The following is a 14,542-nucleotide window of genomic DNA, read 5'->3' on the forward strand; positions in this document are numbered from 1 at the left end:
CAGCACGGGCGCGACAATAGCGCCCGATGGACGCTTTGTCTTGTCGCGCAGCCATCTCCTTTCCTAAAATGTGCGTATGCGTTGGAGATGCGCCGCCGGGTCTCTATGTAGGGGGCTCGACGGGCGCGGCGTGCGCGCGTGCCTGTCGTCGCGCCGGCGCCGACCAGAAGTGATCCGAGGATCCCCGCTCGATGAACAAGATCGTCCAGCCCGCCATGCTCGACCTTGGAACCCGTCAGCCGCAGGACGCGCGCGAGGCCGCGTTCCGCGCCGTACGCCTCCCCAGCGACCATCCGCAGGTGAAGGCCGGCCGGCTCGGCGTGCTGATCATGAATCTCGGCACGCCCGAGGCGACGAGCTACTGGCCGATGCGCGCCTACCTGAAGGAGTTTCTCTCCGACAAGCGCGTGATCGAGACCCCGCGCTGGCTGTGGTGGCCGATCCTCAACCTGATCATCCTCCAGACGCGCCCGAAGAAGAAGGGCCGCGACTACGACCTGATCTGGAACAAGGACGCGAACGAGGGGCCGCTCAAGACCATCACCCGCTCGCAGGCGGAGCAGGCGCAGGCCTACCTGAAGGACGTCGCCGGCGACCGCGTCGTGGTCGACTGGGCGATGCGCTACGGCAAGCCGGCGGTGAAGCCCGCCCTCGAGAACCTGCTCTCCCAGGGCTGCGACCGCATCCTGCTGGTGCCGATGTACCCGCAATATTCCGCCGCGACCTCGGCGACCGCCTGCGACAAGGCGTTCGAGGCGCTGATGGGCATGCGCTGGCAGCCGAGCGTGCGCGTCGCGCCGCCCTATCACGACGACCCGGTCTACATCGACGCGCTCGCCGATTCGATGCGCAAGTCCCTCGCCGCCCTCGACTTCGAGCCGGAGGTGATTCTCGCCTCCTTCCACGGCGTGCCGCGCAAGTACCTGCTCCAGGGCGACCCCTACCATTGCCATTGCGCCAAGACCTCGCGGCTCCTGCGCGAGACGCTCGGCTGGCCGGAGGAGCGCTGGAAGCTCACCTTCCAGTCCCGCTTCGGGCCCGACGAGTGGCTCCAGCCCTACACCGACGAGACGGTGGAGAGCCTCGCCAAGGGCGGCGTGAAGTCCATGGCCATCGTCGCGCCGGGCTTCTCGGCGGACTGCCTGGAGACGCTGGAGGAGCTCGACGGCGAGAACCGCGAGATCTTCGAGCACAATGGCGGCGAGAAGTTCGCCTACCTGCCCTGCCTCAACGATTCGGAGGAGGGCATGCGCGTGATCAACCATGTCGTCGCCCGCGAGCTGCAGGGCTGGCTGTGAGGCATCGCCGGTGGTGAGCGCGCCCGCCGCGTCGCGCGGCGGGCGCCTCCCGTCTCAGCGATTGTCGAGCTGGGCGCGCACGGCGCCGAGCCCTCGCTGCGAGATGCGATAGGGTCGGCCCCCGCGCGAGGCGATGAGCCCGCGCCGGCGCAGCCGCTCGAACAGGTCGAGGGTGAAGCCTGCGAGGCGGTGGCCTTCCCGGTTGAAGCAATCGGCGCCGACGATGCGGCTGCCGCTACGGATATGGCGGATGAAGCCGCCCTGCGCGAGCGCGTGAAGCACGCGCTGCTCGGTCTTGGATACGTTCATGGATGTCGTGAGCTCTCGTCGCGTGGACGTGCGCCCGCGTCGCCGGAGGGCATGGCCTCGTCCGGTTCGACAGGCGGGCGTGCCGAGGGGCCGCGACGGCGGCGGCCCGATCAGCGCACGGCGACAAGCTCTGACATCAAGGCTCCATGAGCGAACACGGTCGGATTACACCCCGAGCGTGTCGGCGGTCAACCCGCCTCAGACCTTCTCCCGCGCCAGCGGGTCCGGCCCGTAGCGGTTTTCGCCCGGCGTGCCTTCCAGGATGCCGAGGTCGATCAGCGCCCAGAGGAAGCCGACGACGGGGATCAGCAGCAGGAGGCACCACCAGCCGGACTTGTCCCGGTCGTGGCAGCGCTTGATGTGCAGCATCAGGCCGGCGAGAAAGATCACGATGCCGACGACCAGCGCGAGGAGCCCGTCGGTCCCGAACAGGATGCGCGCGATCAGCCAGGCCACGAACAGGACGGCGACGCCGATCCACCAGCGCCCGCGCTCGATCCGGCCCTCGGGCGTCGTGAACATCCATCTCCAATCGAGCTGCTGACCCACGGCTCTCCTCCACTCGTCGTCTCGAAGCTTCGCCGTCGCTCAACGCGGGGCGGGCCGGTTTCGTTCGGTCGCGGAAAAACGCCCCGGGCCGCGGCTGCGGTCCGGGGCGTGCTCCGCGCGGGCGCGGACCGGGATCATTCGGCCGCGGTGAGCGCGTCCGCGCCGCGCGCCGGGGTCGGCGCCGCGAGGATCAGCTTGCCCGTGAGCTTGACGAACAGCCACACGGTCGCGAGCTGGACGGCCACGAGCGGGAGGTAGAGCATCGCGTAGCCCAGCGAGAGCGGCTCGACGAGGCCGATGCCGACGAGGCCCGGGTTGATCAGGAAGTTGCCCATCACGAACAGGCCGACGCCGGGGCAGACGAGCGCGAACGATCCGGGCGACTTCTCGGGGCCGACGACCCAGCGGCCGAAATAGCCGACCCGCTTCATCACCGCCCAGCCGATGAGGCCGAACAGGATCTGGATGGCGAACAGTGTCGAGAGCAGGGCGAAGACCTCGCCGGCGGCGACCTCGACCCCGAAATTGTGGGCGAGCGCCATCTTCATCCGGTAGAGCGCGATGCCGATGACCGTGACGAGCGGCACCACGATCCAGAGCGTCGGCGTGGTCTCGCCGGCGGCGCGGTTCTCCATCATCGAGCGGAAGCCGAGCACGAGCTTGACGAGGCCCAGAACCACCGCCGCAACGGTGAAGAAGGTCGCGCCGACGAAGCCGATCGCCAAGACGGCGGGGACGTGGCTCATGGCGGCGGTCGCCGAGAAGCCGACGCCGACCATGGCGAAGGCGAAGACGGAGAGCATCTGGCCCAGCGAGTTCGACTTGGCGCAGTCGTAGCCCCCTTCGGTCAGCACGCGGCCGAGGAAGTCGAGATAGATCCGGAAGGCGAAGACGCCGATCGCGCCGAAGGCGAGGAGCGCCATCGGGAACAGGATCTCGCGCACCGACCAGAGGCCCGGCACGAACACGGCGCCGACGATGAAGCCGACGTTCACCGCCATGGCCAGCGCCAGCGGATAGGCCATCAGCTGGCTCTCGCCGTTGCCCGCGCGCAGCGTGGCGTAGGCGGGGGTCCGCTTGAAGGCGTTGTATTCGCGGATGTTCCAGACGAGCAGCCAGACGTGCAGCGCCGCGAAGACGGCGATCGCGGCCACCGAGACGGCGATGAGCGCCTGCATCGGCAGCGAGGCCGCGGGGAAGGCGGCCGCGAGGCTCGCGAAGGTCGGGATGGGCGAGCCGTCGTGCGGCGTCATCCACATCAGGTACATGAAGAAGCTGACCGCGAGGCCGCCCGCGCCGAGGGCGGCGAGGAAGTAGAGCGGGCTGTAGCGCTCGCGAAGGTTCGAGACGGGTCGCATCGAAGGTCTCCTCTGTTTCTGAGGAGTTTCTAATATGCGAATATGCTCCAGTCGATCCGGGGAATCACGGGGGGAGGGCGCCGCGCCTCACGCTCCCCGCTTGCGCGCGCCCTCCGCCAGCCATCCCGCGAGCGCCGCGCCGAGCAGGAGCGCGAGGCCGAGGAAGCCCAGCGCCAGCGGCGTCACCGACACGCCCCGCACGATGGCCGATTCGCTCGGGCGGATTCCGATCCAGTCGGCGCCGGACATGCGGGTGTCCGAGCGCACGGTCTGGACCCGCGGCACGTCGACGGAACTCGCGCCTTCCGCCACCCGGCGCACCGAGCCGCCGGTCGCCTCTGCGATCGGCGCGAGCCGTTCCGTCGTCGAGAACACGTCGCGCATCTCGCGGGGGTTGGCCGGCCCGACGCTGACGAAGGCGACGAGGCCGTCGGCGCGCAATTCGTGCAGCCCGAGCTCCGCCCGCGTCACCCGCGCCTCGAACAGGCCGGGCTCGCGCTCCTCCAGCGGCACGCGCACCTGCTCGCCCGAGGGCGCGGTGAGGGTCACGGGCCCGGGTCGCTCGCCCATCGATTGCCGCGTGACGGTGATGGAGCGGCCGTTCGCCTCGGCGCGCAGGGCCTCCTCCTCGAGCGCCGGCTCCTTCATCAGCCAATGGGCGGTGCGACGCAGGAGGTCGAGATAGGGCCCGCCCTCGCGGAAGCCCCGCGCCCAGAGCCAGGCGTGGTCGGAGAGGAGGAGCGCGACGCGGCCCTCCTCGAAGCGCTCCAGCACGAGGAGCGGCTTGTCGTCGGCGCCCGACATCACGGTGGCGCCCGTGCGCACGTCGGCGTCGAGGAGGCGCAGCCACTCGCCCCAGGCCGGCGGCGAGACGTCCGAGCCCTCGAGCCCGCGGGTGACCGGGTGGCGCCCGCCGACCGCCGTGATCCGCGCCTTGTAGGGCTCCTCCAGAATTTCCCCGGTCGGCCGTCCGGGGATGATCGGGGAGAGCCGGGTGCGCGCCAGCGAGGCGACGGAGGCGAATTCCGGCCCGGCGGCGAAGAGCACCGCACCGCCCTCCTCGACGTAGCGCACGATGTTGTCGAAATAGATCGAGGGCAGGATCGACTGGTTGGCGTAGCGGTCGAAGATGATCAGGTCGAACTCGTCGATCTTCTCCTGGAACAGCTCCCGGGTCGGGAAGGCGATCAGCGAGAGCTCGTCGATCGGCGTGCCGTCCTGCTTGTGCGGCGGGCGCAGGATGGTGAAGTGGACGAGATCCACGTTGGCGTCGGACTTCAGCAGGTTGCGCCAGGCGCGCTCGCCCGCGTGCGGCTCGCCCGAGACGAGCAGCACCCGCAGGTTCTCCCGGATCCCCTCGATCTCGACGACGGCGCGGTTGTTGGCGCGGGTGAGCTCCTCGTCGAGCGGCTCGACCTCGATCTCGACGACGTTGGCCCCGCCGCGATCGATGCGCACGGGCACGTCGAAGGGCCGGCCCGTCAGCACCGAGCGGCGGGCGAGCACCTCGCCGTCCCGGCGCACGGTGACGGTCGCGGCGCCGGTGCCGTTCCGCTCCTCCACCATCGCCTCGATCGTCTGCTCCTTGCCGACGATGCCGAAGCGCGGGGCGCGCACGAGCTTGATCTGCCGGTCGCTCTCGCTCTCGCGGCCGGTGACGAGGGCGTGCAGCGGCGCGCGGAAGCCGAGCTGGCCCGCAGTCTCGGGCACGTCGTGGACGACGCCGTCGGTGACCACGATCACGCCCGCGATCCGGTCCGGCGGCACGTCGGCGAGGCCGTTGGCCAGCGCCTGGAACAGGAGCGTGCCGTCGTCGCCCGCGCCGTCCTCCACCGTGATGAAGCGTGGGCTGACGTTCTGCATGGCGGAGAGACGCCGGTCGAGCTCGGCGCGGACGGTCTCCGTCATCGCGGCGCGCTCGCCGAGCGCCTGCGAGCCCGATCGGTCGATCACCACGGCGACGACGTCGTCCACCGGCTCGCGCTCCTCCTCGACGAGGGCGGGGTTCGCGAGCGCCAGGACCAGCACCGCGAGGGCGAGCGCCCGCAGCGCCGCCGGCGCGCCGCGGGCGACGAGCGCCAAGAGCGCGAAGAGCGCCGCGAGGGCGGCGAGCCCCCACAGGACGGGCTCGGGGACGAGGGGCGAGAAGGACAGCGTCAGCAAGGGGATGCGCCTCTCAGTTTCCGAGCCGCTCGAGCAGCGCCGGCACGTGGACCTGGTCGGCCTTGTAGTTGCCGGTAAGCGTGTACATCACGATGTTGACCCCCGCGCGATAGGCCATCTCGCGCTGGCGCGGGTCGGTCCCGGTCACCGGGAACAGGGCATCGCCGCGATCCCCCACGGCCCAGGCGCCGGCGAGATCGTTGCCGGTGATGATCAGCGGCGAGACGCCGTCGCCGGAGCGGGCCGGGCGGATCTCGCCCTCGGGGGTCGGCTCGGGCATGGCCTCGACCCACGTGTCCGACCGGTCGTAGCGGCCGGGCAATTCGCGCAGGATGTAGAAGGTCTTGGTGATGACGTGGTCCGCCGGCAGCGGCTCCAGCGGCGGGATGTCGAGGGTCGCCAGCATCCGCCGCAGATAGGCGGTCTCCGGCGTCGTCGGGCCCGACGAGCGGGCGGTCAGCGCGTCGCGCGTGTCGAAGATCACGGTTCCGCCGTTCTTCATGAAGGCGTCGAGCGCGCGGATCGCCTCCAGAGAGGGCAGGGGCCGGTCGGGCGTGATCGGCCAGTAGAGCAGGGGGAAGAAGGCGAGCTCGTCGCGCTCGAGGTCGACGCCGACGGGGTCGCCCGGCTCAAGCGCCGTGCGCGCGGCCAGAACCCGGGTGAGCCCTTCGAGCCCGGCGCGGGAGACGCGGTCCACCGCCTCGTCCCCGGTGATCACGTAGGCGAGGCGGGTCTCGAAGGCGCCCTCCAGGATCTCCCGCGACAGGGGCGGCAGCTCGTCGGACCCGCCCTGCGCGCGGGCGAGATCCGGGGCGCCCGCGATCCCGAACGCCGCGAGCGCGATGGCCGCCGTAGCGCCGGCCCGGCGGAAGCGCGCGAACAGCCGGCCGAGATGGCCGCCGAGCCAGAGCGCGGCGAGCGTGTCGAGCATGAGCAGGAGAAGCGCGGCGGTGAGCAGCGGCGCGCGCAGGTCCACGGTCTCCGCCGGCTCCAGCGCCGCGCCGCGCACGTCCAGCGGCGCGAGGTCGAGCGGCGCGATCCTGTCCCCGGGCGCGAGCGCGTTGACGGCGAGCGAGGCGTCGACCGGCCCGTAGAAGCCCGGCGGGTGCTCGGCCTGCGCCCGGCCCGTGAAGCCGCGGGTCACCGGCATGGCGTTGGGCGGCGGCGAGACGAAGGCGCCGAAGCCGTCGAGCGTCTGGCGCGGGGCGACCGGCTGGCCGCCGGCCTCGTCCGCGTCGGCCTGCGCGGCGGCGGGCGCCGAGGCGAAGGCGATGGTCCGCCGGAGCATGTCGACGAAGAGCCCCGTCAGCGGCAGGTTCGACCAGGTGGCGTCGGCGGTGACGTGGAAGAGGACGAGAAGCCCGTCGCCCCGCCGCTCGGCGGTGACGATGGGCGTGCCGTCCTCGAGCGAGGCCCAGGTGCGCTCGGGCAGGGTCGCGTCGGGCTCGGCCAGGATCTGCCGGCGCACGCCGAGATCCTCGGGCACGGCGAGGCCCTGGAACGGGCTCTCGCGGGTGAAGGGCGCGAGCGTGCGCGGCGTGTCCCAGGAGAGCGCGCCACCGAGCGTGCGCCCGCCCCGGCGCAGCCGCACCGGCACCAGATCGTCCGATCCCGCGGAGAGCCGCGGGCCGGCGAATCGCAGGACGAGCCCGCCATCCGCCACGAAGTCCTCGACCCGCGCCGCGACCTCCGGCTCCAGCGAGCCGACATCGGCGAGGACCAGCACCGAGACCTGCTCGTCCAGCATGCGCTCGACGCCCTCCGACGCGCTGCCGCGGGCCTCGCGCATCTCGGCATAGGGGGCGAGCGCGCGCTCGATGTAGAAGGTCGGCGCGAGCAGCGGCTGCGCCTGGTCGAGGCTCGCGCCGGAGACGATGCCGACGCGCCGGCGCTGCGAGCGCTCGTCGATGAGGGACACCGCCGCCGCCGAGCCCTCGCCGGAGATCTCGACGCGGGCGATGGCGTTCCTCAGCTCGATCGGCAGGTCGAAGCGCGCGCTCGTCTGCGTCGCGCCGGGATCGAAGGCGAAGGGCGTCTCGCCGACGGGCAGCCCGCGCAGATCCACCGCGCGCAGCACGCCCGCGTCGCGGCCGTTCGGCTCGGCGCGCACGATCGTGGCGGAGAGGCCGGCGGCGGCGTTCTCGGTGCCGGCGATCGCCCGCGCCGGGGCGCGGGTCTCGGCGAAGACGACGACCGGGCGTTCGCCGACGATCGCCGCGAGATCGGCGGGGAAGCCCTCCTCGCCCGGGCCGGCGACGCCGTCGGAGATCCACACGACCTGCGCGTCCGGATGCTCGGCGAGGAAGGCCTCGACGGCGGGCAGGGCGCCGTCGCGCGCCGGGAGATGCGGGGCGGGGCGGATGGCGCGCAGGCGCTCCAGCGCGGCGGCCGGCGCGAGGAGCGGGATCGTCGGCGTCTCCTCCGCCGTCGCGACGACGCCGATGGAGCGGCCCTCGCGGGCGAGCGCCTCGCCCTGCTCGATGAGCACCTCCGCCCGCCGGCGCCAGTCTCCGGCCGCGAGCGCGCCGTTGTCGACGACGAGGAGCACCGGCGCGTCGGGATCGCCCTCGAGCGCCGGCGGCGGGTTCAGGATCGGCCCGGCCGCGGCGAGGATCAGGAAGGCGGCGACGAGAAGGCGCAGCGCGAGCAGCCACCACGGCGTCCGCGCCGGCGTCTCGCGCTCGGGCAGGAGGTCGCGGATGATCCTCAGCGGCGGGAACGCGATCAGCCGCGGCTGCGGCGGCGTCACCCGCAGGAGCAGCCAAATGGCGGGGAGCGCGATCAGCGCGGTGAGGACGAGGGGAAAGGCGAAGCTCATCGTCAGGCCGCTCCCGCTGTCGCGATCCCCGCGCGGGCCGCGCCGACGAGGGTGAGGACGCGCAAGGCCGCCTCGCTCGCGGGCCGGTCGGTCCGGTGCAGCGTCAGCGTCCAGCCCCGCCGGCGGGCGAGATCGGCGAGCGCGCCGCGATGCGCGTCGAGCCGGGCCCGGTAGCCCGCGCCCCAGGCGGCGGCGTCGCCGACGCGCAGCCGCCCGCCGCCCTCGACGTCCTCGAGCACGGCCTGGCCCGCGAAGGGGAAGGTCTCCTCCACCGGGTCCGCGATCATCAGGAGGTGCCCGCGCGCGCCGCGCGAGGACAGGCTCTCGATCCGCGGCGCGAGCGTCTCGATCGGCGTGAGGAAGTCGGAGACGAGGAGCGCCTCGTCCTGCGCGCGCAGCGGCGTCTCGGGAGGCAGGTCGGCCTCCATCCCCGCCCGGTCCGCCGCGATCGCCTCCGCGAAGGTCTCGACGATGCGCCGCGAGGCGCGCGGCGGCAGGAGCCCCATCAGCCCGACCCGCTCGCCGGCCTCGACGAAGGCGTCCGCCAGCGCGAAGCCGAGCACGAGGGCGCGCTCGATCTTCGGGCACTGCGCGAGGTCGGACGAGTAGGCCATCGAGGCGGAGCGGTCGATCCAGGCGAAGACGGAATGCGCCGCCTCCCATTCCCGCTCGCGCACGTAGAGCCGATCGTCGCGGGCCGAGCGGCGCCAGTCGACGCGGCTCGCCGGCTCGCCGGGGGAGAAGGGCCGGAACTGCCAGAAGCTCTCGCCCGGCCCGGCGCGGCGGCGGCCGTGGATGCCGTGGGCGAGGGTCGCCGAGACGCGCCGCGCCTCGAGCACGAGCCGCGGCAGGCGGTGCGCGAGGTCGAGCGCCGCGTCGCTGACGGTCCGCCCCGGCGTCCGGATTTCCGGCTCGTGCACCCGCACCCGCGCCATGCGCCGCTCCTCAGCCGGCGATCCGCGCCGACAGGCGCTGGACGAGCCGCGGGATGGTCTCGCCGTCGGCGCGCGCGGCGAAGGTCAGCGCCATGCGGTGCTTGAGCACCGACTCGGCGAGCGCCGCCACGTCCTCGACGGACGGCGACAGCCGCCCCTCGATCAGCGCCCGGGCGCGCACGGCGAACATCAGGGCCTGCGAGGCGCGCGGGCCCGGCCCCCAGAGCAGCTTGTCCGTCACCGAGGCGTCGCCCTCGCCGGGGCGGGCCGAACGCACGAGGTCGAGAATCGCCTCGACGATGCTCTCGCCCACGGGCAGCCGCCGGGCGAGGCGCTGGGCGTTCATCAAGTCCTCGGAGGTCATCACCGCGGCGGCCCGGGCCTCCTCCGCGCCGGTGGTCTCGATGAGGATGCGCCGCTCGGCGACGCGGTCGGGATAGCCGACGTCGATCTCGAGCAGGAAGCGGTCGAGCTGCGCCTCGGGCAGGGGATAGGTCCCCTCCTGCTCGATCGGGTTCTGGGTCGCGAGCACGTGGAAGGGCCGCGGCAGGTCGTGCCGCTCGCCGCCCACCGAGACGTGGTGCTCCTGCATGGCCTGCAGCAGCGCCGACTGGGTGCGCGGGCTCGCGCGGTTGATCTCGTCCGCCATCAGCAGCTGCGCGAAGATCGGCCCCTTGATGAAGCGGAAATGCCGGCGCCGGTCGGCCGTCTCCTCCAGGATCTCCGAGCCCAGGATGTCGGAGGGCATCAGGTCGGGCGTGAACTGCACGCGCCGCGCGTCGAGGCCGAGCACGGTGCCCAGCGTCTCGACGAGCTTCGTCTTGGCGAGACCGGGGACGCCGACGAGGAGGCCGTGGCCGCCGGCGAGAATCGTGATCAGCGCGAGATCGACGACCTTCTCCTGCCCGAAGATGACCGAATGGATCGCCTCCCGCGCCCGGCCGATCGTCTCGAGCGTGCGCTCGGCGTTCGCGGCGATGGCCTCGTCCAGAACGGTCGTCGAGGGTGCGGATGACTGAGACATGCGGCCACCTTCCGTGTTCATGCGCCGACTGCGCGCGGGACCCGGCGACGCCGGGTCCGGTCCCGGCCGTGCCCCGGGATGCAAGTCTGGAGCCGACGGCGGCGTCGTGGCAAGCGAGGCGCGCCGCCGCAGGCCGGACTTCTACGAACGTTCCACGGGAGCCCGCGGGTCCCGCCCGGGTCGTCGACAAACGCGCGTCGCCGGCCCATGTGTAGGACTGGAGTGATGTGGCGCGCGACGGGACGAATGCGAGCCCGAGGAGACGGAATGGTCGATCGAACGGCGGATCACGAGATCGGGACGGCGCGCGGCGAGGCCGAGGGTGGGGATGCGCTCTCGCGGCTGATCGCGGCCGCGAAGGGCGGGCGCGGCGTCCCGCCCGTGGAGCGCTGGAACCCGCCCTATTGCGGCGAGATCGACATGCGCATCGCCGCCGACGGCACCTGGTTCTACCAGGGCACGCCCATCGGCAGGCCGGCGCTGGTCAAGCTCTTCGCGTCCGTGCTGCGCAAGGATCCGGAGCGCTTCGTGCTCGTCACCCCCGTCGAGCGCGTCGGCATCGCGGTCGAGGACGCGCCGTTCCTCGCCGTCGAGATGGCGGTCGAGGGCGAGGGGGAGGGTCGCCGGCTCGCCTTGCGCACCAATGTCGACGACGTCGTCACCGTGGGGCCGGAGCATCCGCTGGTCTTCGCCCGCGACGATCACGATGGCGTGAAGCCCTACGTCAAGGTGCGCGGCGAGCTCTGGGCGCTCGTCACCCGCGCCCTCGCCTACGACCTCGCCGAGATGGCGGAGCTGCGCCGCATCGACGGCCGCGAGGCCTGGGGCGTCGCCGCCGGCGGCGCGTTCTTCGAGATGATGGACGCGGCGGATGTGGGCTAGCCGCGTGCGCACGGGCTGTCATCCCCGGCCGGAGCCGGCGAAGCCGGCGCAGGGGAAGGGGACCCAGCGCGAGAATGTGCGCCGAAGGCGCGCTGCATGCCGCCGTCCAGGCGGCTGGTCGCCGCCGCATCGAGCGCCTTCGGCGCCACATATCTGCTGGGTCCCCTTCCCCTCCGCGCGCAAGCGCGCTCCGGCCGGGGATGACAGGGTCCCGCCCCCATCCATCGCGAGCGCCCCATGACCGAAGCCGAGTTCCTCGCCCGCGCCCGCGCGGCCCTGGGGCCGGAGCCGATCGGGCACGTGCTGGAGGCCCGGGGCGACCACGACCTCAACGCCGACGCGCCGCGCGAGGCGGATCCCAAGCGCGCGGCGGTGCTGATTCCCGTCATCCGCCGCCCGGACGGGCCGACCCTGCTGTTCACCCGCCGCTCGGGGGCGCTGCGCGCCCATTCCGGCCAGATCTCGTTCCCCGGTGGTCGCATCGACGCCGCCGACGCCTCGCCGCTGGCGGCGGCGCTCCGCGAGGCGCGCGAGGAGATCGGGCTCGACGAGCGCCTCGTCGAGCCGCTCGGCTATTCGGACACCTATCTCTCCACCTCGGGCTACCTGGTCACGCCCGCGGTCGGGCTCGTCGGGGAGGGCTTGCGCCTGCGCCTCAACCCGGCCGAGGTGGAGGAGGCCTTCGAGATCCCGCTCGCCGTCGTCTGCGACGACGATCGGTTCGAGCTGCACGTGCGCAACTGGAACGGCCGGCTGCGCCGGTATTATGCTCTTCCTCACGAAAGTCGGTACGTCTGGGGTGTGACGGCCGGCATCCTGCGCCATTTCGTGGAGCGGGTGCGGGGTGCGACGCCCGAAAGGATGGAGGATCGATGACCCGCGGGCTTCTGGGGCAGGCGCTGTTCTTCTTCGTGCCTTTCGCGATCTTTTTCGTCTACCTGCTGCTGCGCCAGCGCAACCCGCTGGCCTTCGAGCATTGGGAGAAGTCGATCCCGCCGCTGGCCATCATCGGCCTGCTCATGGTGGTGGGCGCGCTGATCTATACCGGCGTCGTCGCGCCGCGCTCGACGGGGGTCTACACGCCGCCGTCCTACGAGGACGGGGTGATCAATCCGGGCAGCTTCGAATGAGCCTCGACCACGGGCGGATGCTGGCGCTGCTGGAGGACGCGCGGCTCTCGCTGCTGCTGGGCGTCCTCGACGGGGACGGGGAGGAGACCCGCATCGTCGGCGGGGCGGTGCGCAACGCCCTCGTCGGGCGCCATGTCCACGAGGTCGACCTCACCACGACCGCGCCCCCCGACGTGACCCGCGCCCGCGCCGAGGCGGCGGGCTTCAAGGTCGTGCCGACGGGCCTCGCCCACGGCACGCTCACCGTCGTCGTCAAGGGCGAGCCCTACGAGGTGACGACGCTGCGCGAGGACGTCGAGACCTTCGGGCGCCACGCGGTCGTGCGCTTCGGGCGCGACTTCGCGGCGGACGCCCTGCGGCGCGACTTCACCATCAACGCGCTCTCGCTCGACGCCGGCGGCAAGCTCCACGACTATGCGGGCGGCGTCGCCGACCTCGCCGCCGGGCGCGTGCGCTTCATCGGCGACGCGCGCCAGCGCATCCGCGAGGACTACCTGCGGATCCTGCGCTTCTTCCGCTTCTCGGCGGATTTCGCCCGCGGCGATCTCGACGCGGAGGGCTTCCACGCCGCCATCGTCGAGCGCGAGGGCCTCGCCATCCTCTCGCGCGAGCGGGTGCGCGCGGAGCTCCTGCGCCTCCTCACGGCGCGGCGCGCGGCGGAGGTGGTCGCGACCCTGTCGCAGGCGGGCGTCCTCGGGCGCCTCGTCGGGGGCATCGGCGACACGGCCCGCCTCGCCCGCGCGGCGGCGGCGGAGCGCGACGCCATCGGCCGCCTCGGCGCGCTGGCGGTCTTCTCGCGCGACGACGCCGAGCGCATCGGTGAGACGCTGCGGCTCTCGAACGCCGAGCGCAAGCGCCTCGACGCCTATGCGCGCCTGATCGAGCGCCTGCACGACGCGGCCGCGCCCGTCGACCCGGTGGAGATCCGCCGCCTCGTCGCCGACCATCCCCCCGCCGCCGTCGGCGACGCCCTCGCGGCTCTAGCCGGCGAGCCGCGCCCCGTGATCGCGCCCGACGCGCTCGATGCGCTCGCGCCCTACGAGGCCGAGCCCGGGCGCGTGCCGACCCTGCCGCTGCGCGGCTCCGACCTGATCGCCGCCGGCGTGCCGAAGGGCCCGGCGGTCAGCGCCGCCATGGCGCGGGCGCGGGCCTCGTGGCTCGCCCGGGGCTGCCCCATGGGCAAGGAGGCCCGCGCCGCGCTCCTGGAGGTCGCGACCCTGGAGGCGGGCGGCGGATGACCGCTCGTCGCGCCCGCCTCGCCCCGCTCGGGCGCGCCGCGGCCCTGTTCGGCGCGCGGGACGGCGCCGCCTATGCCGCGCTCCTCGCCATGAGCGCCACCTTCGCCGTGCTGCCGCTCTTCGTCACGATCGCGCTGGCCGCCCGCTGGCTGGAGGAGCCGGACGTGCTCTACGCCGCCGAGCGCGGCGTCTTCGCGCTGTGGCCGAAGCTGATCGCGCGGCCCGTCGCGCAGGCGATCGAGCAGGCCTCGGAGGACCTCTCCGTCGCGGCGCTTCCCCTGATGGCGCTCGCCTTCCTCGTCCTCGCCGGCAACGCCCTCGACGTGCTGCGGCGCGGGCTCGAGCGCTTCTACGCGCCCTCGCACGCGCCAGCGAAAGACGCGCTGCGCCAGCGGTTTCGCGCCTTCGGCTATGCCGGCGTCGCAGCCGCGGCGGCCTTCGGGGCCGCGCTGCTCGTCGCCGCGATGGTCGATCTGCCGCCGACCGCGCCGGCGGTCGAGCCCGCGACGCCGCCGCCCGGCGCGGGGCCGCTGCTCTTCGCCGCCCAGACGCTCGGCGGCCTCCTCCTCGTCACGGCGAGCCTCCTCGTCGCCCATACGCGGCTCGCGCGGGGCCGGCTGTCGGCGCGCGCCGCGGCGCCGGGGATCGCGGTCTCGGTCGTCGCCTGGATCGCGAGCGTCAACCTGCTCGCCCTCTACCAGACCCACGTCGCTCCGCCGCAGACGCTCTACGGCCCCTTCGCGGCCGCCTTCGCGACGCTGCTGTTCTTCTTCGTCGGCGCCGCCGCGCTCCTCTACGGCGCGGCGCTGAACGCGACGCTGCTCGCCGAGAGCTGACG

At 73.1% G+C, this 14,542-nt stretch carries 13 protein-coding genes; 6 read left to right on the plus strand and 7 right to left on the minus strand.

Annotated features, from left to right (window positions below):
- The first annotated feature begins 191 nt into the window (after nt 1-191).
- Nucleotides 192-1,298, plus strand: coding sequence for a ferrochelatase (gene hemH / locus ABL310_RS10305; protein ID WP_349371586.1), 1,107 nt, complete (start codon nt 192-194; stop codon nt 1,296-1,298).
- Between the two features lie 54 nt (nt 1,299-1,352).
- On the opposite strand, the gene ABL310_RS10310 is transcribed toward hemH, so the two are convergent.
- The 7 genes from ABL310_RS10310 to ABL310_RS10340 form a co-directional block, all read right to left on the minus strand.
- Nucleotides 1,353-1,607, minus strand: coding sequence for a YjhX family toxin (locus ABL310_RS10310; protein ID WP_349371587.1), 255 nt, complete (start codon nt 1,605-1,607; stop codon nt 1,353-1,355).
- 198 nt (nt 1,608-1,805) lie between these two features.
- The gene (locus ABL310_RS10315; RefSeq protein ID WP_349371588.1) at nt 1,806-2,129 is read right to left on the minus strand and encodes a DUF805 domain-containing protein; all 324 of its coding nucleotides are present in this window, start codon (nt 2,127-2,129) and stop codon (nt 1,806-1,808) included.
- A gap of 161 nt (nt 2,130-2,290) precedes the next feature.
- Nucleotides 2,291-3,514 carry a hypothetical protein gene (locus ABL310_RS10320; protein ID WP_349371589.1) on the minus strand — a complete coding sequence of 408 codons (1,224 nt, stop codon included), beginning with the start codon at nt 3,512-3,514 and terminating at the stop codon, nt 2,291-2,293.
- Nucleotides 3,515-3,601: 87 nt separating this feature from the next.
- Complete coding sequence (locus ABL310_RS10325) at nt 3,602-5,677, minus strand: hypothetical protein (RefSeq protein WP_349371590.1); 2,076 nt, start codon at nt 5,675-5,677, stop codon at nt 3,602-3,604.
- Between the two features lie 13 nt (nt 5,678-5,690).
- Nucleotides 5,691-8,495: a DUF4159 domain-containing protein gene (locus tag ABL310_RS10330; RefSeq protein ID WP_349371591.1), complete on the minus strand. Its 2,805-nt coding sequence runs from the start codon at nt 8,493-8,495 to the stop codon at nt 5,691-5,693.
- 2 nt (nt 8,496-8,497) lie between these two features.
- Nucleotides 8,498-9,430, minus strand: coding sequence for a DUF58 domain-containing protein (locus ABL310_RS10335; RefSeq protein WP_349371592.1), 933 nt, complete (start codon nt 9,428-9,430; stop codon nt 8,498-8,500).
- A 10-nt stretch (nt 9,431-9,440) separates the two neighbouring features.
- Complete coding sequence (locus ABL310_RS10340; protein ID WP_349371593.1) at nt 9,441-10,454, minus strand: MoxR family ATPase; 1,014 nt, start codon at nt 10,452-10,454, stop codon at nt 9,441-9,443.
- 267 nt (nt 10,455-10,721) lie between these two features.
- Between ABL310_RS10340 and ABL310_RS10345 the strand changes: the two genes are divergently transcribed.
- The 5 genes from ABL310_RS10345 to ABL310_RS10365 all read left to right on the plus strand — a co-directional run bounded on the left by ABL310_RS10345 (nt 10,722) and on the right by ABL310_RS10365 (nt 14,540).
- Nucleotides 10,722-11,336 (plus strand): DUF1285 domain-containing protein, encoded by a 615-nt coding sequence (locus tag ABL310_RS10345; RefSeq protein ID WP_349371594.1) that lies wholly within the window; start codon nt 10,722-10,724, stop codon nt 11,334-11,336.
- 237 nt (nt 11,337-11,573) lie between these two features.
- Nucleotides 11,574-12,212, plus strand: a complete 639-nt coding sequence (locus ABL310_RS10350) for a CoA pyrophosphatase (RefSeq protein WP_349371595.1) — start codon at nt 11,574-11,576, stop codon at nt 12,210-12,212.
- Nucleotides 12,209-12,466: a DUF6111 family protein gene (locus ABL310_RS10355; RefSeq protein WP_349371596.1), complete on the plus strand. Its 258-nt coding sequence runs from the start codon at nt 12,209-12,211 to the stop codon at nt 12,464-12,466. Before ABL310_RS10350 ends, ABL310_RS10355 begins: the two co-directional genes overlap by 4 nt.
- The gene (locus tag ABL310_RS10360; RefSeq protein ID WP_349371597.1) at nt 12,463-13,704 is read left to right on the plus strand and encodes a CCA tRNA nucleotidyltransferase; all 1,242 of its coding nucleotides are present in this window, start codon (nt 12,463-12,465) and stop codon (nt 13,702-13,704) included. Before ABL310_RS10355 ends, ABL310_RS10360 begins: the two co-directional genes overlap by 4 nt.
- The gene (locus ABL310_RS10365; RefSeq protein ID WP_349371598.1) at nt 13,701-14,540 is read left to right on the plus strand and encodes a YhjD/YihY/BrkB family envelope integrity protein; all 840 of its coding nucleotides are present in this window, start codon (nt 13,701-13,703) and stop codon (nt 14,538-14,540) included. The genes ABL310_RS10360 and ABL310_RS10365 overlap by 4 nt, the downstream gene beginning before the upstream one ends.
- Nucleotides 14,541-14,542: the final 2 nt, after the last annotated feature.

The sequence above is a fragment of the Salinarimonas sp. genome (genome assembly GCF_040111675.1).
In the GTDB taxonomy this organism is placed as follows: Bacteria; Pseudomonadota; Alphaproteobacteria; order Rhizobiales; family Beijerinckiaceae; genus Salinarimonas.